Annotated in this window: 18 protein-coding genes and 2 pseudogenes; 16 read left to right on the forward strand and 4 right to left on the reverse strand. The window is 66.5% G+C overall.

Going from position 1 to position 19537, the window contains the following annotated elements:
* Positions 1-177: 177 nt before the first annotated feature.
* Together rho and ACQ86A_RS08205 are read left to right on the forward strand one after the other, a co-directional pair.
* A complete protein-coding gene (gene rho, locus ACQ86A_RS08200) occupies positions 178-2451 on the forward strand; it encodes a transcription termination factor Rho (RefSeq protein ID WP_431280055.1) in 2274 nt (757 codons plus the stop codon).
* Positions 2452-2537: 86 nt separating this feature from the next.
* Complete coding sequence (locus ACQ86A_RS08205; RefSeq protein WP_431280056.1) at positions 2538-3533, forward strand: PCRF domain-containing protein; 996 nt, start codon at positions 2538-2540, stop codon at positions 3531-3533.
* Positions 3534-3729: 196 nt separating this feature from the next.
* Here ACQ86A_RS08205 and epsC read toward each other — a convergent pair whose 3' ends face one another.
* Both epsC and cysK read right to left on the reverse strand, forming a co-directional pair.
* Positions 3730-4302, reverse strand: a complete 573-nt coding sequence (gene epsC / locus ACQ86A_RS08210) for a serine O-acetyltransferase EpsC (RefSeq protein WP_431280057.1) — start codon at positions 4300-4302, stop codon at positions 3730-3732.
* A gap of 21 nt (positions 4303-4323) precedes the next feature.
* Positions 4324-5261, reverse strand: a pseudogene (gene cysK, locus ACQ86A_RS08215) (cysteine synthase A).
* A gap of 144 nt (positions 5262-5405) precedes the next feature.
* On the opposite strand from cysK, the gene prmC reads away from it, so the two are divergent.
* Positions 5406-6308 (forward strand): peptide chain release factor N(5)-glutamine methyltransferase, encoded by a 903-nt coding sequence (prmC, locus tag ACQ86A_RS08220; protein ID WP_431280058.1) that lies wholly within the window; start codon positions 5406-5408, stop codon positions 6306-6308.
* On the opposite strand, the gene ACQ86A_RS08225 is transcribed toward prmC, so the two are convergent.
* Positions 6305-7087, reverse strand: a complete 783-nt coding sequence (locus ACQ86A_RS08225; protein ID WP_431280059.1) for a TetR/AcrR family transcriptional regulator C-terminal domain-containing protein — start codon at positions 7085-7087, stop codon at positions 6305-6307. The two genes, prmC and ACQ86A_RS08225, sit on opposite strands and share 4 nt — an antisense overlap.
* Before the next feature lie 300 nt (positions 7088-7387).
* Here ACQ86A_RS08225 and ACQ86A_RS08230 point away from each other — a divergent pair, with 300 nt between their 5' ends.
* A complete protein-coding gene (locus ACQ86A_RS08230; protein WP_431280060.1) occupies positions 7388-8269 on the forward strand; it encodes an ATP-binding cassette domain-containing protein in 882 nt (293 codons plus the stop codon).
* Positions 8269-9087 (forward strand): ABC transporter permease, encoded by an 819-nt coding sequence (locus ACQ86A_RS08235; RefSeq protein ID WP_431280061.1) that lies wholly within the window; start codon positions 8269-8271, stop codon positions 9085-9087. Before ACQ86A_RS08230 ends, ACQ86A_RS08235 begins: the two co-directional genes overlap by 1 nt.
* Positions 9088-9221: 134 nt before the next feature.
* Here ACQ86A_RS08235 and ACQ86A_RS08240 read toward each other — a convergent pair whose 3' ends face one another.
* The gene (locus ACQ86A_RS08240; RefSeq protein ID WP_431280062.1) at positions 9222-9854 is read right to left on the reverse strand and encodes an HAD-IA family hydrolase; all 633 of its coding nucleotides are present in this window, start codon (positions 9852-9854) and stop codon (positions 9222-9224) included.
* A 73-nt stretch (positions 9855-9927) separates the two neighbouring features.
* On the opposite strand from ACQ86A_RS08240, the pseudogene ACQ86A_RS08245 reads away from it, so the two are divergent.
* The 11 genes and pseudogenes from ACQ86A_RS08245 (at position 9928) to ACQ86A_RS08295 (ending at position 19522) form a co-directional block, all read left to right on the forward strand.
* Positions 9928-10697: pseudogene (locus ACQ86A_RS08245) on the forward strand (L-threonylcarbamoyladenylate synthase).
* Positions 10694-11965 carry an MraY family glycosyltransferase gene (locus ACQ86A_RS08250; RefSeq protein ID WP_431280063.1) on the forward strand — a complete coding sequence of 424 codons (1272 nt, stop codon included), beginning with the start codon at positions 10694-10696 and terminating at the stop codon, positions 11963-11965. Before ACQ86A_RS08245 ends, ACQ86A_RS08250 begins: the two are co-directional and overlap by 4 nt.
* On the forward strand, positions 11962-12459 hold the full coding sequence (locus ACQ86A_RS08255; RefSeq protein WP_431280064.1) for a hypothetical protein: 498 nt from the start codon (positions 11962-11964) through the stop codon (positions 12457-12459). The genes ACQ86A_RS08250 and ACQ86A_RS08255 overlap by 4 nt, the downstream gene beginning before the upstream one ends.
* Before the next feature lie 179 nt (positions 12460-12638).
* Complete coding sequence (atpB, locus tag ACQ86A_RS08260; protein ID WP_431280065.1) at positions 12639-13436, forward strand: F0F1 ATP synthase subunit A; 798 nt, start codon at positions 12639-12641, stop codon at positions 13434-13436.
* Between the two features lie 51 nt (positions 13437-13487).
* Positions 13488-13709 (forward strand): ATP synthase F0 subunit C, encoded by a 222-nt coding sequence (atpE, locus tag ACQ86A_RS08265; RefSeq protein ID WP_064111451.1) that lies wholly within the window; start codon positions 13488-13490, stop codon positions 13707-13709.
* Between the two features lie 31 nt (positions 13710-13740).
* Positions 13741-14316 carry a F0F1 ATP synthase subunit B gene (locus ACQ86A_RS08270; protein WP_431280066.1) on the forward strand — a complete coding sequence of 192 codons (576 nt, stop codon included), beginning with the start codon at positions 13741-13743 and terminating at the stop codon, positions 14314-14316.
* Positions 14316-15113 carry a F0F1 ATP synthase subunit delta gene (locus ACQ86A_RS08275; RefSeq protein WP_431280067.1) on the forward strand — a complete coding sequence of 266 codons (798 nt, stop codon included), beginning with the start codon at positions 14316-14318 and terminating at the stop codon, positions 15111-15113. The genes ACQ86A_RS08270 and ACQ86A_RS08275 overlap by 1 nt, the downstream gene beginning before the upstream one ends.
* Positions 15114-15179: 66 nt before the next feature.
* A complete protein-coding gene (atpA, locus tag ACQ86A_RS08280; RefSeq protein WP_431280068.1) occupies positions 15180-16817 on the forward strand; it encodes a F0F1 ATP synthase subunit alpha in 1638 nt (545 codons plus the stop codon).
* 36 nt (positions 16818-16853) lie between these two features.
* Positions 16854-17753, forward strand: a complete 900-nt coding sequence (locus ACQ86A_RS08285) for a F0F1 ATP synthase subunit gamma (RefSeq protein WP_431280069.1) — start codon at positions 16854-16856, stop codon at positions 17751-17753.
* A 42-nt stretch (positions 17754-17795) separates the two neighbouring features.
* A complete protein-coding gene (gene atpD, locus ACQ86A_RS08290; RefSeq protein WP_431280070.1) occupies positions 17796-19259 on the forward strand; it encodes a F0F1 ATP synthase subunit beta in 1464 nt (487 codons plus the stop codon).
* 2 nt (positions 19260-19261) lie between these two features.
* A complete protein-coding gene (locus ACQ86A_RS08295; protein ID WP_431280071.1) occupies positions 19262-19522 on the forward strand; it encodes a F0F1 ATP synthase subunit epsilon in 261 nt (86 codons plus the stop codon).
* The last annotated feature ends 15 nt before the right edge of the window (positions 19523-19537 follow it).

The following is a 19537-nucleotide window of genomic DNA, read 5'->3' on the forward strand; positions in this document are numbered from 1 at the left end:
TGCCTGCGTACTCGAGACCTAGTCGAGTACCGACGTCGAGCGGATCAGAACGCATCGCGCCAGCTCCATCAAGCACAGTGCCCTCAAGCATCGTGGTGATGAGCACAGGTCAGTTCATATGACGAGCGCTTATACGACTGCGAACGATCGCATGTCGGGGGAAAGGAATCCTCTTCAGTGACTGATGTCAATCTCCGCGCCGGGGGCGCGGACACCAACGACCTGACGTCCCTCAAGGTAGCCGAGCTTCAGGCTCTCGCTGCCGGCCTGGGAATTCAGGGCGTCAACAAGCTTCGCAAGGGCGAACTGGTGGAGGCTGTCGCCTCCGCTCGGGCCGCCGCCGGAGGCGCCGAAGACGGCGTCGCCGTGGTGGCCGAGCCCGTCTCGGACGAGTCCGTGTCGGACGCGCCCGTGTCGGACGAGCAGAGCGCCGCCGCATCGCAGGTTCTGATCGAGCCGCTCATCGCCGAGCCGCTCTCGTCCGAGCCGCACGTAGGCGAGGCTGTGCTGCCTCCTGCTCTGCAGGCCGCAACCGCACCGCCCGTAGCCCGTAAGCGGGCACCGCGCCGCGCGACCAGCGCCGACGCTCTCGTGCCGGCCGCTACGCACGTCAACTCCGGCGCCACCGGCGTCGACTCGCTCATCCCGGATGTGGATGCGCTGCTCGACTCCGCACTCGCGTCCCGTGAGTCGGCGGCCCAGGGCGCCTCGGCTCAGGATGCGGACGCATCCGTCGAGCAGAACGGCGACGCCGAGCAGGCGCCGCGCCAGGGCGAGAACGGTCAGCGCGGCGGACGCCGCCGCGGCCGTGGCAACCAGGGCGGCCAGAACGGTCAGTCCGACAACGCCGGCACCGAGAACGCTGCCGCCGACAGCGCATCCGAGAACACGACGGACGAGAACTCCGACGACGCTCAGGGTGAGCAGAACGGCGAGCAGGGTCAGCAGCGCCAGGGTCGCAGCCGCAACCGCAACCGCAACAAGAACGCGGGCGGAGCGGACAACCAGCAGGGCCAGCAGAACCAGGGCCAGCAGGCGCAGGGCGACCGCGACGAGTCCGGTCGTGGCCAGAACGGCCAGCAGAACCAGAACCGCGGCAACCAGAACCAGAACCAGAACGGCCAGCAGAACCAGAACCGCAACAACGGCCCGCAGAACGACGCGCAGCCCGACGGCGAGCGTTCGGGTCGCAGCCGTTACCGTGACCGCAAGCGTCGCGGCGGCACCGGCACCGACGAGCTCGACCCCGAGATCGCCGACGACGACGTACTGATCCCCGTCGCGGGCATCCTGGATGTCCTCGACAACTACGCCTTCGTGCGCACCTCGGGCTACCTGCCGGGCACGAACGACGTGTACGTCTCCCTCGGCCAGGTCAAGAAGTACAACCTGCGCAAGGGCGACGCCGTGGTCGGTGCCATCCGCCAGCCGCGTGAGGGCGAGAACAACAGCCGTCAGAAGTACAACGCGATCGTCAAGGTCGACTCGGTCAACGGTCAGACGATCGAAGAGGCCGCGAGCCGCGTCGAGTTCGGCAAGCTCACCCCGCTCTACCCGCAGGAGCGTCTGCGCCTCGAGACCGAGCCCACCAAGATCACGCAGCGCATCATCGACCTGGTCGCCCCGATCGGCAAGGGCCAGCGCGGTCTCATCGTCGCGCCGCCGAAGGCCGGCAAGACCATCGTGATGCAGCAGATCGCGAACGCCATCACCACGAACAACCCTGAGGTCCACCTCATGGTCGTCCTGGTCGACGAGCGTCCCGAAGAGGTCACCGACATGCAGCGCACGGTGAAGGGCGAGGTCATCGCCTCGACCTTCGACCGTCCGGCCGAAGACCACACCACGGTCGCCGAGCTCGCCATCGAGCGCGCCAAGCGTCTGGTGGAGCTCGGCCACGACGTCGTCGTGCTGCTCGACTCGATCACCCGCCTGGGCCGTGCGTACAACCTGGCCGCGCCCGCATCCGGACGCATCCTCTCCGGTGGTGTCGACGCCTCGGCGCTGTACCCGCCGAAGCGCTTCTTCGGTGCTGCCCGCAACATCGAGCACGGCGGATCGCTCACGATCCTCGCCTCGGCCCTGGTCGAGACCGGATCCAAGATGGACGAGGTCATCTTCGAGGAGTTCAAGGGTACCGGCAACATGGAGCTCCGCCTGTCGCGCCAGCTGGCCGACAAGCGCATCTTCCCCGCGGTGGATGTGAACGCATCCGGAACCCGTCGCGAAGAGATGCTGATGGCTCCGGATGAGGTCAAGGTCACCTGGAAGCTGCGTCGCGCCCTCGCCGGGCTCGACCAGCAGCAGGCGCTCGAGATGGTTCTCGGCCGTCTGAAGGAGACCTCGAGCAACGTCGAGTTCCTGATGCAGGTGCAGAAGTCGATGCCCGCCGCCACGACCAACGGTCACGGCACGGCGCACTCGCACGGCAACGAGCACGACCACCGCTAGCTGTCCCAGTGCCCGCGCGACCGGTTTCGACCGGTCGCGCGGGCACTTTTCTTGCCCTGACGGTTGCTACCCAGAAAGAAGAGACGATGTTCGAATCGGTGAACTCCCTGATCGCCGAGCACGACGACCTGCAGGAGCAGCTCGCCGACCCGGAGCTGCACAGCGACCCCGTGCGCTCCAAGAAGGTCAACCGGCGCTACGCCGAGCTCAGCCGCATCGTCGCGTCGTACAACCACTGGAAGCAGCTCGAAGACGACCTCGCCGCAGCACGGGAACTGGCAGCAGAAGACGAGGCGTTCGCCGAGGAGATCCCCGGACTCGAGGAGAACCTCGCCGAGTCGGGCGAGAAGCTGCGCCGTCTGCTCATCCCGCGCGACGAGAACGACAGCCGCGACGTCATCATGGAGATCAAGATGGGCGAGGGCGGGGCCGAGTCCGCGCTGTTCGCCGCCGACCTGCTGCGCATGTACCTGCACTACGCCGAGTCGAAGCGGTGGAAGACCGAGATCCTCGAGCAGACCTCGAGCGACCTCGGCGGCATCAAGGATGTGCAGCTCGCGATCAAGGGCAACTCGTCCGACCCCGCCGAGGGCGTCTGGGCGCACCTGAAGTACGAGGGAGGCGTGCACCGCGTACAGCGTGTGCCGGCAACCGAGTCGCAGGGACGCATCCACACCTCCGCCGCCGGCGTGCTCGTCTTCCCCGAGGTGGACGAGCCCGAAGAGGTCGAGATCAGTCCCAACGACCTCAAGATCGACGTCTACCGCTCGAGCGGCCCCGGCGGCCAGTCTGTGAACACCACCGACTCCGCCGTGCGCATCACGCACCTCCCGACCGGCATCGTCGTCGCGATGCAGAACGAGAAGAGCCAGCTGCAGAACCGCGAAGCGGGATGCGCGTGCTGCGCGCCCGCGTGCTCGCACGTCAGCAGGAGGAGATCGACGCGGCCGCGTCCGCGGTGCGCAAGAGCCAGATCCGCACGATGGACCGATCCGAGCGCATCCGGACGTACAACTTCCCGGAGAACCGGATCGCGGACCACCGCACCGGCTACAAGGCCTACAACCTCGACGCCGTCATGAACGGCGCCCTCGAGCCCGTCATCGAGTCGTGCATCCTGGCCGACGAAGAGGCCCGCCTCGCCGACCTCGCCACCGACTGACCCTCCGCCCCGCACCTAACACAATCGACTCCGGGAAGAATCCCGCTTCAGCACTGCTGAAGCGGGATTCCTCCCGGAGTCGATTGCGTTGGGGCCGGGGAGTCGAGTGCACGCGGTCAGATGTAGATGGCGGGGTCGATCCAGTCGTCGCCCGGGATCTGCTCGTTGCCGGTCCGGTGGTGGGCGCGGGCAGGAACGCCCGTGAGTACCGAGTCGGAGGGCGCGTCGTGGATGACGACGGCGTTCGCACCGATCACCGAGCGGGCGCCGATCGTGATCGCGCCGAGCACTTTGGCCCCGGCTCCGACCGTGACACCGTTTTCGATGGTGGGGTGCCGCTTGCCGTGGCCGCTGCCCTTTCCACCCAGTGTCACGCCGTGATACAGCATCACGTCGTCACCGACCCACGTCGTCTCACCGATGACCACGCCCATCCCGTGGTCGATGAAGAAGCGCCGGCCGATGGTCGCACCGGGGTGGATCTCGATGCCGGTGAGGAACCGGGTGAACTGCGAGAGGAAGCGGGCCGGCGTCTTGAGCCCGGCCCGCCACATCCGGTGCGCCACACGGTACGACCAAACGGCGTGCAGGCCCGAGTACGCCACATAAACCTCGAAACCGCTACGCGCCGCCGGGTCGTGCTTGCGCGCGTTCGTGATGTCTTCGCGGGTGCGGGAGAAGAACGCCATGGAGGAGGTCAGACGGATGCGTCAGTCGAGCAGGTCGGCCCAGAGCGCCGTCGAGATGTACCGCTCTCCGGTGTCTGCGACGACGGCGACGATGGTCTTGCCGGCGTTCTCCGGACGCTGGGCCACCTCGAGCGCCCCCCACACGATGGCTCCGGACGAGATGCCGGCGAGGATTCCTTCTTCGCTCGCGAGCCGCTTGGCCACCTCGATCGAGTCCTCGAACGTCACGTCGATCACCTCGTCGTAGACGGTGGTGTCGAGGATCTCCGGCACGAAGTTGGCGCCGAGCCCCTGGATCTTGTGCGGCCCGGGCTTTCCGCCGTTCAGGATGGGGAGTCCTTCGGCTCGACCGCGATGATCTGCACGCCCGGCTTCCGCTCCTTGAGCACCTGGCCGACGCCGGTGATGGTGCCGCCCGTGCCGATCCCCGAGACGAAGATGTCGACGCCGCCGTCGGTGTCCGCCCAGATCTCCTCGGCAGTGGTGGCGCGGTGGATGGCCGGGTTGGCCTCGTTGGCGAACTGCTGCGCCCAGATGGCATTGTCGGTGTCGGCGACGATCTGCTTGGCCGTCTCGACTGCTCCGCGCATGCCGTCGGGTCCGGGGGTCAGGACGATCTCCGCGCCGAATGCGCGCAGGAGGACGCGGCGTTCCTTGCTCATGGTCTCAGGCATGGTCAGGATCACCTTGTAGCCGCGTGCAGCGCCGACCATCGCGAGTGCGATACCCGTATTGCCGCTGGTGCCTTCGACGATGGTGCCCCCGGGTCGCAGTGCGCCCGATTTCTCGGCCGCGTCGATGATCGCGACGCCGATGCGGTCTTTGACGCTCCCCGCCGGGTTGTAGAACTCGAGCTTGACGAGAACCGTAGCGTCGGAGCCTTCGGTGAGGCGGTTCAGCTTCACCAGCGGGGTGTGTCCGACCGCTTCAGCGATGTTGTCGTAAACGTGACCTGTCATGGCCTCTTCCTTGTGGCGCGGGATGGTGGCGCGGGATGGTGGCGCGGAGATGATGTCTGAGCATCACCACTCTAATCTTCAGCGCACTCCCGAGACGCCGTGTGACGGTCCGTGGCCTCGCTGTGCCGCTAGGCTCGACGGGCGATGACCCCACCCGAATCCTCCCCGAACGACGTCCCGACACGGCCCGCCGGCACCGTCGCCGCACTGCGCGACGAGCTGATCGGTGTGCTCGAGCGCGCCGGCGTCCCCGACCCCGCTGTGGATGCCGAGCTGCTGATCGGGCACGTGCTCGGCGAGGGGCGCGGACGCGTCCAGGCCCTCGCGCTGATGGGTTCGACCATCACGGCTCAGGACGCTGCGCGGGCTCGCGAACTCGGCCAGCGTCGAGCGACGCGAGAGCCCCTGCAGCACATCACCGGACGCGCGCCCTTCCGGTCCCTGGAGCTCGCCGTCGGCCCGGGCGTCTTCGTCCCGCGTCCGGAGACCGAGCAGGTCGTGCAGTTCGCGATCGACGCGCTGCGCGCGGTTCCGAGCGCCGAGCCGATCGGCGTCGACCTCGGCACCGGCAGCGGTGCGATCGCCCTGGCGATGGCGACCGAGGTGCCGCACGCCCGCATCCTGGCTGTCGAGAATTCGCCGGAGGCGTTCATCTGGGCGCGCCGCAACGTCGAGGAGTCGGGCGCCACCAACGCGCGGGTCGTCTTCGTCGATCTGGCCGACGCGCTGCCCGACCTCGACGGAACCGTCGACGTCGTCATCTCCAACCCGCCGTACATCCCGGCCGAGGCCATCCCGCGCGACCCCGAGGTTCGGCTGTTCGACCCGCCGGCCGCGCTCTACGGCGGCGAGGACGGTCTGGATGTCGTGCGCACGATCTCCCGTGTCGCCCAGCGACTGCTCCACCCGGGCGGCACCCTCGTTCTCGAGCACGGCGAGCTGCAGGGTGCGCAGATCCGCGACATCCTGACCGCCGACGGATGGCGCGCGGCGGCGACGCACCGCGACCTCACGACGCGGGACCGCACGACGACGGCGGTACGCTAGCCCTTCCCTCGCGCCGCCTTCTCGTCGGCCGCCGCCTGACGCTCCCGTGCCTTCGCGATCGCCTCACGCTCCCGTTTGCGAGCTTCACGCAGCCGGCCCTCCGCCTCACGACGGGCCTTGGCGGCCTCGCGCACCGCTTTGTCGCGCGGCACTGCCTCTTCGCGTGGCATCGCGGCGACGATCGGCTCGCCGCTGGTGCGAGCGTCCACGTAGCGCTGGATCCCGTCCAGGATTCGCTCGAGCCCCCACGCGTAGTCGTCCTGGTCGTCCTCGCCGTCGGAGTAGACGCCGGAGCGCACGAGCGGTGCGAGGTACGGGAAGCGTTCGTCCGTGACGAGCTCGCTCATTGCCTCTGCGAACGCCGGTCCGCTCTGCAGGGGCGCGCCGACCTCTTCGCGGGAGCGGTTCATATCCCGTTCGACGAGTCCGAACGCGCGCGCGTACGAGCTCAGCGTCAGGGCGGTCGACATCTTCTCCTGGTCGTTGAGCGGGAGGTTCTTCATCACCCGCAGGCCCCAGTCGAGCACGGCCAGGTTGTTCGGCATGAGAGGGATGCTCGAGATCGGGATGTCGGTGAACCACGGGTGGGCGCGCATCACCTCGATGGTGGCCCCGGCCCAGCGCCGCAGACCGTCTCGCCAGGGCACCTCGTCGTCCTCCGGCGGGATCGGGATGTCGCACGCGGCATCCTGCATCAGCAGCAGGATGTCGTCCTTGCTGGTCACATACCGGTAGAGCGACATCGTGGTGAAGCCGAGCGTCGTCGCGATCTTGCTCATCGAGACGGCGGCAAGGCCTTCGTCGTCGGCGAGCTGGATGGCCGTCTCGATGATGCGCTCGATGCTGAGCTCGCGCTTGGGGCCGCGTTGCGGGCGCTCGGCGACGCCCCAGCTCAGCGCGACGGCGCGGGGAGTGCCTCTTCGACGGCGTCTGCCATGTTCTGGCGCCCTTCCGGTTGGTTGTTGACACCCATCCTAGAACTGTGTATAGCTTATACAAAACCGTATGCGACGTAAACAGTTTGCGGCATACTCAGTTCAACCAACGACCCGATCCACTCGACACGGAAAGGAACCACCATGGCTACAGCCATCGAAGTCGCCAGTCTCCGCAAATCGTTCGGCGACCAGCGTGTGCTCGACGGCATCGACCTGCGCGTGCGGGCCGGAACCGTCTTCGCCCTGCTCGGCCCGAACGGGGCGGGCAAGACAACGCTCATCAACATCCTGTCCACCCTGGTGCTGCCCGACGACGGCACGGCGAGCGTCGCCGGCTGCGACGTGGTCTCCGACCGCGAGGGCGTGAAGCGCGCCATCAGCCTCACCGGGCAGTCGGCAGCCGTCGACGAGGTGCTCACCGCGGAGGAGAACCTGCGGATGATGGCCAGGCTCTCCGGCTACACCGCCGCCGACGCGAAACGCCGCGCGACTGAACTGCTCGCTCAGTTCGATCTCGCCGATTCCTCGCGCAAGAAGGTCAAGACGTACTCGGGCGGCATGCGCCGCCGCCTCGACCTGGCGATCAGCCTCGTCGCCACGCCGCCGGTGATCTTCCTCGACGAGCCGACAACCGGCCTCGACACCCGCAGTCGTCAGACGCTCTGGGGGATGATCCTCGAGCTCGCCGCTCAGGGCATCACCATCTTCCTCACCACGCAGTACCTGGAAGAGGCCGACCAGCTCGCCGACCGCATCGCGGTCATCGACCGCGGCGTCGTGGTCGCCGAGGGCACGGCGGCCGAGCTCAAGGCCCGGGTCGGGGGAGAGGTCGTCGAGCTGCGCGACGCGAACGACGAGGTCGTACGCGAACTCCCCACCGACGGCAGCGTGCACGGACTGCGCGAGGCCATCGACCTGCTCGACGCGGCCGGCCTCCCCGGTGGCAGCGTAAGCATCCGCAAACCGAGCATGGACGACGTGTTCCTCGCTCTCACCGCACAGGACCTGGAGGTCACCCGCTGATGTCTACCGCACTGCTCCCCGGCCGCGTCATCGCCGCCGTGCCGCCCGCCGATCGCGCCGTCTCCGGCGTGACCAGCGCCGGCGTCTTCATCGGCCGCAGCATCCGTCACACGCTGCGCAACACCGAAGCCCTGATCATGGCGATCGTCCTGCCGATCATGCTCATGCTCCTGTTCACCTACGTGTTCGGCGGAGCGATCGACTCGGGCGGCGACTACGTGAACTACGTCGTGCCCGGCATCATCCTGCTCTGCGCAGGTTTCGGCTCCTCCAGCACCGCGGTCGACGTCGCCGACGACATGACGAACGGGATCGTCGATCGCTTTCGCACGATGCCGCTCCGCAGCAGCGGCGTGATCACCGGGCACGTCGTCGCGAGCCTGCTGCGCAATCTGTTCGCCACGGGTGTGGTGATCGGGGTCGCGCTGCTCGTCGGGTTCCGGCCGACCGGCAACGCGCTGCAGTGGATCGGGGCCATCGGGATGATCGCCCTCTTCATCCTCGCGATCACCTGGCTCTACGCCGCGCTCGGTCTGGCTGCGCGCACTCCGGCGGCGGCGAGCGGCTACGGGTTCGCGTTGCTGTTCCTGCCCTACTTGTCGAGCGCGTTCGTGCCGACGGACACGATGCCGACTTGGCTGCAGTGGATCGCGGACAACCAGCCGATCACTCCTGTGATCGAGACCATCCGCGGACTGCTGTTCGACACCGCCATCGGGGATCGCGCGTGGTGGGCGGTGGGCTGGTGCCTCGCGATCATCGTCGGTTCGTACATCTGGGCGGCCATCCTCTTCCGCAGCAAGGCCGGCCGCCGCTGACCCCTGTCGTCCCTGACCGGGTCGCCGCGCCATCGACTGGTCCCGAATTGCCGTGTAATCACACGATTACAACGGCGATTCGGGACCACTCGTGCGTTGTCCCTGGCGCGAGGCCGGAGGCCGGCGGCCAGCGGTCAGCGGCCGCGGCCGGCGAAGGCGTGCATGGCGTCGACGAGACCGTCGACGTCGAACGAGCCGTCGGCGTTCTGCGTGAGCTGGTGGGCGTGCATCCCGACCTCGATGGCGCCGTCGACGTTCGCCTTCGAATCGTCGAACAGGATGGCGTCGCCGGGCTCGACGCCGAACCGGCCGAGGGCGCGTGTGTAGATGCGGCGTTCCGGTTTTCGCGCGCCCAGCACAGCCGAGACGAGATCGTTACCTTGCAGCACGTCGATGATCTCCGCCGTGAGCACGGGCAGCGAATCCTTGAACGGGATCGGGTTGTTCGACAGCAGCGAGACGGTGCCGAGTCCGGCCGCCTCGTGGAGGGCGGCGATGGTTCCGGGGATGGGGGTCATCGCCGCTTTGCGGGCCTGCTGCCACTGCTCGAGGGTCAGGCGGGCGCCCGTGACTTCGGCGAAAGTCTCGAGGTATTCCTCCGTCGTCGAGTACTCGCCGATCTCGGCGGCGCGCTCGTGCCCGCCAGCCCACCAGGACGATGCCAGCTGGTATTGACTGACACCCCCGAACTCGGCGAGCAGTGGCAGGCGCTTGTGGAAGTCGTAGTCGTAGAGGGTCTTATCGCAGTCGAAGAAGTAGACGTCCATCGGCTCCAGTATCGCCCTCTCTGCGGCCTATCCGCAGCGAACGGGGCGATGGCTCAACTATCATTGTGGCGACATGTCTCCCATCTACGACTGCTCTGTCGACTCCGAACTCCTCACCGGCATGAGGCTGGCCCGCGCCGCCATCGGCCGGGGCGAACTCGTCGTCCTCCCGACGGACACGGTCTACGGGGTCGCCGCCGACGCCTTCAACCCGGCCGCGGTGCAGCGGCTTCTGGATGCGAAGGGCCGCGGCCGTCAGTCGCCTCCGCCCGTGCTCATCCCGGGCATCCCCACGCTCGCCGCACTCGCCGAGGTCGTGCCGCAGGCCGTCACCGATCTCGTGCAGGAGTTCTGGCCGGGCGGCCTCACGGTCGTCCTTCCCGCGCAGCCGTCGCTCGTCTGGGATCTGGGGAGACCCGCGGAACCGTCGCTCTCCGGATGCCCAGCGACACGATCGCCCTCGAGCTGCTGTCCGAGACGGGGCCGCTCGCCGTCTCGTCCGCCAATCTGACCGGCCGTCCGGCCGCCCGCACGGCCGCCGAGGCCGAAGCGATGCTCGGCGACTCCATCGAGCTCTACCTCGACGGGGGAGAGGCCGGCGCCGGGTACAACCGGGTGGAGGGACGCGACTCGTCGTCCACCATCGTCGACGCGACGGCACTCGCCGCGGGCACGGGGCCGTTGCGCATCCTGAGGCACGGCGTGATCTCCGAGGAGCGCATCCGCTCCGTCGTCGGCGACCTGCTGGCAACCAGCGACGACAATACCCAGAATCACAGCGACGCACCGAGCGAGGCCGACAGCGGCGCCGAGGTCGAGAGCGCACCGGACGCCCGCCCGTGATCCTTCTCATCGCGCTCGCCCTGATCTCGGCCGTCATCACGTTCGGGATGTCGCTGGTCGTCTACAGGCTCAGCCTCAAGTACCGGCTGTACCCGAAGATCCGGGCCCGGGATGTGCACACCACGCCGACTCCGCGCCTCGGCGGGATTGCGATGTTCCTGGGCATCCTGGTCGCGTTCGGAGTCGCCTATCTGCTCTCGGGGCAGTTCGGCGTGCTGAAACTGATCTTCTCCGACTCCGGGCCGATCCTCGCGATTCTCGGGGCGTCCCTCCTGATCGTGGTGATCGGTGTCGCCGACGACATCTGGGACCTCGACTGGATGACCAAGCTGGCGGGCCAGTTCGTGGCAGCGGGACTCGTGGCGTGGCTCGGCGTGCAGATCTATTCGCTGCCGATCGGCGGCCTGACCGTCGGATCGCCGGTGATGAGCATTGTGATCACCCTGTTCGCGATCGTGCTCGTGATGAACGCCATCAACTTCATCGACGGGCTCGACGGCCTGGTCGCCGGTGTCGCCCTGATCGCCAATGGCGCGTTCCTCGTCTACACGTATCTGCTTCAGCGCGAGATCAGCCCCCAGAACTACTTCAGCCTCGCCGGTGTCATCGCGGCCATCCTGGTCGGAGCCTGCGCGGGGTTCCTGCCGCTCAATTGGCACCCGGCCAAGATGTTCATGGGGGACGCGGGCGCCCTCCTGATCGGGCTGCTGATGGCGACCTCGGCGATCTCCGTCACCGGAACGATCAACCCGGAGGCGCTCCAGACGCTCGGCCGGTCGTCGCTCGTGCCGGCGTTCATCCCGATCATCCTTCCGTTCGCCGTGCTCGTCGTTCCGCTGCTCGACTTCGGCCTCGCCGTGATCAGGCGACTACGAGCGGGCAAATCGCCCTTCAGCGCCGACCGCAAGCACCTTCACCACCGCCTCCTCGACATGGGACACAGCCACCTGCACGCCGTGCTGATCTTCTACGCGTGGACGGCAGTGCTCTCGATCGGCTGCCTGCTCTTCTTCTTCGATCCGTACTGGATGGCCATCGTGTTCATCGCGATCGGCCTCGTGGTGTGCACCGCGTTCACGCTCGCCCCGCTCAGTCGCCGCAAGGCGAATGAGGCTGCCGCAGAACTCGCCCCTGCGGGAAGCGACGAGGCGGACGCGACCGCTCACTACGACCAGCTCGACGCCGCTAGCGAGCAGCCGGCCTCCGAGGCCGCGCTCGAAGAAGCTCGGGCAGGCAAGACCACCCCCGTCACCAAGGAGACCCCATGACCGACCACGAAAGCGACAAGCCTTCGGCCGGCCAGTCCCGGCAGCCGATCGCGCAGCCGAGCTCGACGCCGGTGCTCAAAGACGTCCTCAAGTACGGCGCGATCCTCGCCGTCGTGATCGCAGTCGTCGGCGCTGTGCTCGGCGGTGTCTTCGCGGGCTGGATCGGGGTCACGAGTGCGCTCATCGGCACGCTGATGGCTGTGATCTTTCTCAGCATCACGGCCCTCAGCATCCTGATCGCGAACCGATTCATCGGCAGCGACCTCTTCGTCGGCCTATTTTTCGGGATCGTTCTGGGCGGCTGGCTGCTCAAGTTCGTGCTGTTCATCGTGCTCGCGGTGCTGCTCAAGGACCAGCCGTGGATCAACCCTGTCGTGCTGTTCCTGAGCCTGATCGCGGGGGTCATCGGGTCGCTCGTGGTCGACATGATCGTCGTCTTCCGGTCGCGCGTTCCGTATGTCAGCGACGCGACGCTCCCGGGCGACGAGCGTTGAGCCGTATCCGATTCGTTACCCTGCGAAAACTCTTGTAGAGTTGAGGAAGTTCCCCCACCCCGCGCTCGCCAGAGTGAATTTCTCACGGCGCGCAAGAGCGCAGGGTGTTCACATGTTCGTCGTCGCGAGAGCTGATGCTCGACGCCCCGAAACAGGAGATAGCGCTGTTAGCTAACGCTGTGAACCTGCTGGTCCAGACCGCAAGCTCCGATGATGGTAGCTTCCACGGTCCGTCGATCGATGAGTTCTTCCCGCCCACCCTTTTCTCGATCGGTGACTTCCAGGTCAACCGGATCATGCTGGTCCGCTTCATCGCGGTTCTCGCCATCGTCCTGGTCTTCTGGATCGGCACCCGACGCATGAAGATCGTGCCCGGCCGCTTCCAGTCGGTCGTGGAGATGGGGCTCGACTTCACCCGGGTCAACATCGCCGAGGACCTGCTCGGCAAGAAGGACGGCACGCGCTTCCTTCCGCTGATCACCAGCATCTTCTTCATGGTGTTGTTCATGAACCTGACGGGTGTCATCCCGTTCCTGAACATCGCCGGAACCTCGGTCATCGGGGTCCCTCTGGTTCTCGCCGTCGTCGCGTACATCGCCTTCATCTACGCCGGCATCAAGAAGAACCCGGGCAACTTCTTCAAGAACGCGCTGTTCCCGCCCGGTGTGCCGAAGGCGCTCTACATCATCGTGACGCCGATCGAGTTCATCTCGACCTTCGTCCTGCGCCCGATCACGCTGACGCTCCGACTCCTCATGAACATGGTCGTCGGCCACCTCCTGCTCGTGCTCTTCTTCAGCGCGACCGCGTTCTTCTTCTTCACCGCCGGTGGCTGGTGGTCGCTCTTCGGAATCGGCACCTTCGCCTTCGGTTTCGTCTTCACCCTGTTCGAAATCCTGGTGGCCGTCCTCCAGGCTTACGTCTTCGCACTGCTGACCGCTGTCTACATTCAGCTCGCGGTCGCCGAGGAACACTAATAACGGTTCGCGCACCCGCGCTGATCGCCATCACGGAAGGAAACACATAACGTGGACATCGCTGCTATCAACGGCAACATTGCCACCGTCGGATACGGCCTCGCGGCCATCGGCCCCGCCATCGGCGTCGGCATCGTGGTCGGCAAGACCATCGAAGGCGTCGCCCGCCAGCCCGAGCTGGCCGGTCGACTCCAGGTCCTGATGTACATCGGTATCGCCTTCACCGAGGCGCTGGCGTTCATCGGTATCGCGACCTACTTCATCTTCGTCTAAGCCCTCTTTTCTCTCTCAGTAAGGAGGAAGCATGATCCACTCAGTGGTGAAAGCTGCAGCGGAAGCGGAGAAGATCAACCCGCTGATCCCACAGTGGTACGACATCGTCGGCTCACTGATCTGTTTCGCCATCATCCTGTTCTTCTTCTGGAAGCTCGTCCTTCCCCGCATGAAGAAGCTTCTGGATGAGCGTGCAGAGGCGATCGAGGGAAACATCGCCAAGGCCGACGAGGCGCAGCACAAGGCGGAGGCTCTTCTCGAGGAGTACACCGCCCAGCTCGCCGACGCGCGTACCGAGGCGGCGAAGATCCGCGAGCAGGCCCGCAACGACGGTCAGAAGATCGTCAGCGAGGCCAAGGAGACCGCGACGGCCGAGGCCGCCCGCGTCACCTCGAGCGCTCAGGCGCAGATCGAGGCGGAGCGTCAGTCGGCGCTCGTCTCGCTGCGCGGTGAGGTCGGCTCGCTTGCTCTCGACCTCGCATCCGGTGTCATCGGCGAAGCCCTCACCGAGGACAAGAAGTCGCAGGCCATCGTCGACCGGTTCCTGGCCGACCTCGAGGCCAGCGAGAAGGCCCAGTCCACCGAGAAGGCAGGGACGAGCAAGTAATGGGAAGCGCCACCAGAGAAGCTCTGGCCAAGTCCGTGTCGGCTCTTGCCGCGCAGGGGACCAAGGCCGATCTGGCGACGGCTGAAGACCTGTTCGCCGCAGGACGAGTCGTCGCCGACTCCGCCCAGCTCCGCGCGGTCGTCAGCGATCCCTCTGCCGACCCGAAGGGCAAGGCAGCGCTCGTCGCCAGTGTGTTCGGTCGTCAGCTCTCCGCCCCGGCGGTCGAGCTGCTGTCCGCGATCGCGGCTGAACGCTGGTCGAAGCCCCGCGACCTGCTCGCGGCCATCGAAGAGCTCGGCATCCGTGCCATCGCCCAGTCGGCCCCGAAGAACGTCGACATCGCGTCGGAGCTCTTCACGTTCGGAGGCGCCGTGACCTCCAACGCAGATCTCGAGCTCGCGCTGCGAAGCAAGCTCGCCGACCCGGCCGCCAAGGGCGCCCTGGTCGATCGGCTGCTGAACGGCCGGGCCTCGGCGCAGACCGCGGCGATCGTGCGTCAGCTCGTGGTGCAGCCCCGTGGGCGCAGCATCCGCGAGTCGCTGCGCGAGGCGGCACGCGTCGTCGCTGCCCAGTCGGACCTCGTCGTCGCAACCGTGTTCACCGCGCAGGCTCTGCCTGCCGCGCAGGCGGAGCGGCTCGGCGAGGCGCTGTCGACCAAGTACGGCACGCAACTGAAGATCAACCAGGTCGTCGATCCCAGCCTCCTCGGCGGCGTGCGGGTGCAGATCGGCGACGATGTGATCGACGGCAGCATCGCTTCACGCATCAACGAACTACGACTTCAGTTGGCGGGCTGACCGAGAGGTCGCCGCCGCACACAGGCATTCAGGGACATCCAAGTCCCGCACAGATAGGGAACAACGATGGCAGAACTAACGATCAGCCCCGACGAGATTCGGGATGCGCTGAAGGACTTCGTCTCCAACTACGAGCCGTCCAAGGCAGACACCACCGAGATCGGCCACGTCATCGACGCGTCCGACGGTATCGCGCACGTCGAGGGACTCCCCGGCGTGATGGCGAACGAGCTCATCCGGTTCTCGAACGGTGTCGCGGGCCTGGCCCAGAACCTCGACGAGAACGAGATCGGCGTGATCATCCTCGGTGAGTTCGACGGCATCGTCGAAGGCATGGAGGTGACCCGCACCGGTGAGGTTCTCTCGGTGCCCGTCGGCGACGGCTACCTCGGTCGCGTCGTCGACCCGCTCGGCAACCCGATCGACGGCCTGGGCGAGATCGCCACGGTCGGTCGTCGTGAGCTCGAGCTGCAGGCACCGGGCGTCATGCAGCGCAAGAGCGTGCACGAGCCGCTGCAGACCGGCATCAAGGCGATCGACGCCATGATCCCGGTCGGCCGTGGCCAGCGTCAGCTGATCATCGGCGACCGCCAGACCGGCAAGACGGCGATCGCGATCGACACGATCATCAACCAGAAGGCCAACTGGGAGTCGGGCGACGAGAACAAGCAGGTTCGCTGCATCTACGTCGCCATCGGTCAGAAGGGCTCGACCATCGCCTCGGTGAAGGGCGCGCTCGAGGACGCCGGCGCGATGGAGTACACCACCATCGTCGCGGCCCCCGCTTCCGACCCGGCCGGCTTCAAGTACCTGGCTCCGTACACCGGCTCGGCGATCGGCCAGCACTGGATGTACGACAGCAAGCACGTCCTGATCATCTTCGACGACCTGTCGAAGCAGGCCGAGGCCTACCGCGCCGTGTCGCTGCTGCTGCGTCGTCCGCCGGGACGCGAGGCGTACCCCGGTGACGTGTTCTACCTGCACTCCCGTCTGCTGGAGCGTTGCGCGAAGCTCTCCGACGAGCTCGGCGCGGGCTCGATGACCGGTCTGCCGATCATCGAGACCAAGGCGAACGACGTGTCGGCGTACATCCCGACCAACGTGATCTCGATCACCGACGGCCAGATCTTCCTGCAGTCCGACCTCTTCAACGCCAACCAGCGTCCGGCGGTCGACGTGGGCATCTCGGTCTCGCGAGTCGGCGGTGACGCACAGGTCAAGTCGATCAAGAAGGTCTCGGGAACGCTCAAGCTCGAGCTCGCCCAGTACCGCTCGCTCGAGGCGTTCGCGATGTTCGCGTCCGACCTCGACGCGGCCAGCCGTCGTCAGCTCGCCCGTGGCGCACGTCTGACCGAGCTGCTCAAGCAGCCGCAGTACTCGCCGTTCCCGGTCGAGGAGCAGGTCGTCTCGATCTGGGCCGGAACCAACGGAAAGCTCGACGAGGTTCCCGTGGAAGACATCCTGCGCTTCGAGTCGGAGCTTCTCGACCACCTGCGTCGCAACTCCGACGTCCTCGACGTGCTCCGCGAGACGAACCAGCTCTCCGACGAGACCGTCGACAAGCTGGCCTCCGAGGTCGACAAGTTCAAGCTCGAGTTCCAGACCGGTGAGGGCAAGCCCCTCGCCTCGGTCGGCCGCGAAGAGTTCGAAGCGATCGCCCAGGAAGATGTCAACCAGGAGCAGATCGTCAAGGCGAAGCGCTGAGCGCGACGCACGAGCAGATAGGTACGTAGGAGACACATGGGAGCGCAACTTCGGGTCTACCGGCAGAAGATCAGGTCTGCCCAGACGACCAAGAAGATCACTCGGGCCATGGAGCTGATCTCCGCCTCACGCATCCAGAAGGCGCAGGCGCGGGTCGCTGCATCCACCCCGTACGCCCGCGCGATCACGCGCGCGGTGTCGGCGGTTGCGACGTACTCGAACGTCGAGCACGTTCTGACCACCGAGCCGGAGAAGATCGAGCGCGCAGCGATCGTCATCTTCTCCTCCGACCGCGGCCTCGCGGGCGCGTTCAACTCGAACGTGCTGAAGGAGTCGGAGCGTCTCGCCGAGCTGCTGCGCAGCCAGGGCAAGGATGTCGTCTACTTCCTGGTCGGACGCAAGGCGAGCGGATACTTCAGTTTCCGCCGCCGTGCCTTCGAGCGGGTGTGGACCGGCGGAACGGATGCGCCGGAGTTCGAGCAGGCCAAGGAGATCGGCGACGCGATCCTCGAGTCCTTCCTGCGCGACGCCTCGGATGGCGGAGTCGACGAGATCCACGTGATCTACAACCGCTTCGTCAGCATGCTCGTGCAGGAGCCGCAGGTCATCCGCCTGCTCCCGCTCGAGGTCGTCGAAGGTGTCGAGGAGCCGGACGACAAGACGGTGCTGCCGCTCTACGAGTTCGAACCCGACGTCGAGACCGTTCTCGACTCGCTGCTGCCGGTGTATATCGAGAGCCGCATCTTCAACGCCATGCTGCAGTCGGCCGCCTCGAAGCACGCCGCAACGCAGAAGGCGATGAAGGCGGCGAGCGACAACGCCGACAAGCTCATCACCGACTACACCCGGTTGGCGAACAACGCTCGCCAGTCCGAGATCACCCAGCAGATTTCCGAGATCGTCGGCGGTGCAGACGCACTGGCTACCACCGACTGACCCCGACGACATACGTTTACGTAGAACGAGAAGAGAAGACACATGACTACCGCAACCGCCGAAGCCCAGGCTTCGACCGCGCAGCCGGCCGGCATCGGGCGCATCGCCCGCGTCACCGGCCCGGTCGTGGACATCGAGTTCCCGCACGACTCGATCCCGGGTATCTACAACGCCCTGAAGACCACCATCACCATGGGCGAGACCTCGACCGAGATCACCCTCGAGGTCGCTCAGCACCTCGGTGACGACCTGGTCCGCGCCATCGCTCTGAAGCCGACCGACGGACTCGTCCGCGGCGGCGAGGTGCGCGACACCGGCGGCCCCATCACGGTGCCGGTCGGCGACGTGACCAAGGGCAAGGTGTTCAACGTCACCGGTGACATCCTGAACGGCGAGCCCGGCGAGACCATCGAGATCACCGAGCGCTGGGGCATCCACCGCGAGCCCCCGCCCTTCGACCAGCTCGAGTCGAAGACGCAGCTGTTCGAGACCGGCATCAAGGTCATCGACCTGCTCACCCCGTACGTGCAGGGTGGAAAGATCGGCCTGTTCGGCGGTGCCGGTGTCGGCAAGACCGTGCTCATCCAGGAGATGATCCAGCGCGTCGCTCAGGACCACGGTGGTGTGTCTGTGTTCGCCGGTGTTGGTGAGCGCACCCGTGAGGGCAACGACCTCATCCACGAGATGGAAGAGGCGGGTGTCTTCGACAAGACCGCCCTGGTCTTCGGCCAGATGGACGAGCCGCCGGGAACGCGTCTCCGCGTCGCGCTGTCCGCCCTGACCATGGCGGAGTACTTCCGCGATGTGCAGAAGCAGGATGTGCTGCTCTTCATCGACAACATCTTCCGCTTCACCCAGGCCGGTTCCGAGGTGTCGACCCTTCTCGGTCGCATGCCCTCCGCCGTGGGCTACCAGCCGAACCTCGCCGACGAGATGGGCGTTCTGCAGGAGCGCATCACCTCGACCCGTGGACACTCGATCACCTCGCTGCAGGCGATCTACGTTCCCGCCGACGACTACACCGACCCGGCGCCCGCGACCACGTTCGCGCACCTCGACGCCACCACCGAGCTGTCCCGTGAGATCGCGTCGAAGGGCCTCTACCCGGCCGTCGACCCGCTGACCTCGACCAGCCGCATCCTCGACCCCCGCTACTTGGGCGCCGACCACTACCGTGTTGCGACGACGGTCAAGCAGATCCTTCAGAAGAACAAGGAACTGCAGGAGATCATCGCCATCCTCGGTGTCGACGAGCTCTCCGAGGAAGACAAGATCACGGTGTCGCGTGCGCGCCGCATCCAGCAGTTCCTCTCGCAGAACACCTACATGGCCAAGAAGTTCACGGGCGTCGAGGGTTCGACCGTTCCGCTGAAGGACACCATCGAGTCGTTCGACGCGATCGCCAAGGGCGAGTTCGACCACGTGGCCGAGCAGGCGTTCTTCAACGTCGGTTCGATCTCCGACGTCGAAGAGAAGTGGGCCCAGATCCAGAAGGAGAACGGCTAACAATGGCTGTCCTCAACGTCAGCGTCGTCGCCGCCGATCACGAAGTGTGGTCGGGGGAGGCGAACATGGTCGTCGCTCGGACCGTGGAGGGTCAGATCGGTATCCTCCCCGGTCACGAGCCGCTGCTGGCCATCCTCGCCCAGGGCGAGGTGCGTGTGACCGTCAACGGCTCCGAGTCGATCACGGCTCAGGCCGACGACGGCTTCCTCTCGGTCGAGAACAACACCGTCACGATCGTGGCCCGGCAGGCTGAGCTGGTCTGAGTTTGGCTGAGCTGG

This window comes from Leifsonia poae (assembly GCF_050632195.1).
Classification (GTDB): Bacteria; Actinomycetota; Actinomycetes; order Actinomycetales; family Microbacteriaceae; genus Leifsonia; species Leifsonia poae_C.

Excerpts from the sequence above, each read along its gene's own strand:
- ACQ86A_RS08205 (WP_431280056.1), top strand. The coding sequence starts at position 2,538 with ATGTTCGAATCGGTGAACTCCCTGATCGCCGAGCACGACGACCTGCAG.
- epsC (WP_431280057.1), bottom strand. The coding sequence starts at position 4,302 with ATGGCGTTCTTCTCCCGCACCCGCGAAGACATCACGAACGCGCGCAAG.
- prmC (WP_431280058.1), top strand. The coding sequence starts at position 5,406 with ATGACCCCACCCGAATCCTCCCCGAACGACGTCCCGACACGGCCCGCC.
- ACQ86A_RS08225 (WP_431280059.1), bottom strand. The coding sequence starts at position 7,087 with ATGAGCAAGATCGCGACGACGCTCGGCTTCACCACGATGTCGCTCTAC.
- ACQ86A_RS08230 (WP_431280060.1), top strand. The coding sequence starts at position 7,388 with ATGGCTACAGCCATCGAAGTCGCCAGTCTCCGCAAATCGTTCGGCGAC.
- ACQ86A_RS08235 (WP_431280061.1), top strand. The coding sequence starts at position 8,269 with ATGTCTACCGCACTGCTCCCCGGCCGCGTCATCGCCGCCGTGCCGCCC.
- ACQ86A_RS08240 (WP_431280062.1), bottom strand. The coding sequence starts at position 9,854 with ATGGACGTCTACTTCTTCGACTGCGATAAGACCCTCTACGACTACGAC.
- ACQ86A_RS08255 (WP_431280064.1), top strand. The coding sequence starts at position 11,962 with ATGACCGACCACGAAAGCGACAAGCCTTCGGCCGGCCAGTCCCGGCAG.
- ACQ86A_RS08270 (WP_431280066.1), top strand. The coding sequence starts at position 13,741 with ATGATCCACTCAGTGGTGAAAGCTGCAGCGGAAGCGGAGAAGATCAAC.
- ACQ86A_RS08275 (WP_431280067.1), top strand. The coding sequence starts at position 14,316 with ATGGGAAGCGCCACCAGAGAAGCTCTGGCCAAGTCCGTGTCGGCTCTT.
- atpA (WP_431280068.1), top strand. The coding sequence starts at position 15,180 with ATGGCAGAACTAACGATCAGCCCCGACGAGATTCGGGATGCGCTGAAG.
- ACQ86A_RS08285 (WP_431280069.1), top strand. The coding sequence starts at position 16,854 with ATGGGAGCGCAACTTCGGGTCTACCGGCAGAAGATCAGGTCTGCCCAG.
- atpD (WP_431280070.1), top strand. The coding sequence starts at position 17,796 with ATGACTACCGCAACCGCCGAAGCCCAGGCTTCGACCGCGCAGCCGGCC.
- ACQ86A_RS08295 (WP_431280071.1), top strand. The coding sequence starts at position 19,262 with ATGGCTGTCCTCAACGTCAGCGTCGTCGCCGCCGATCACGAAGTGTGG.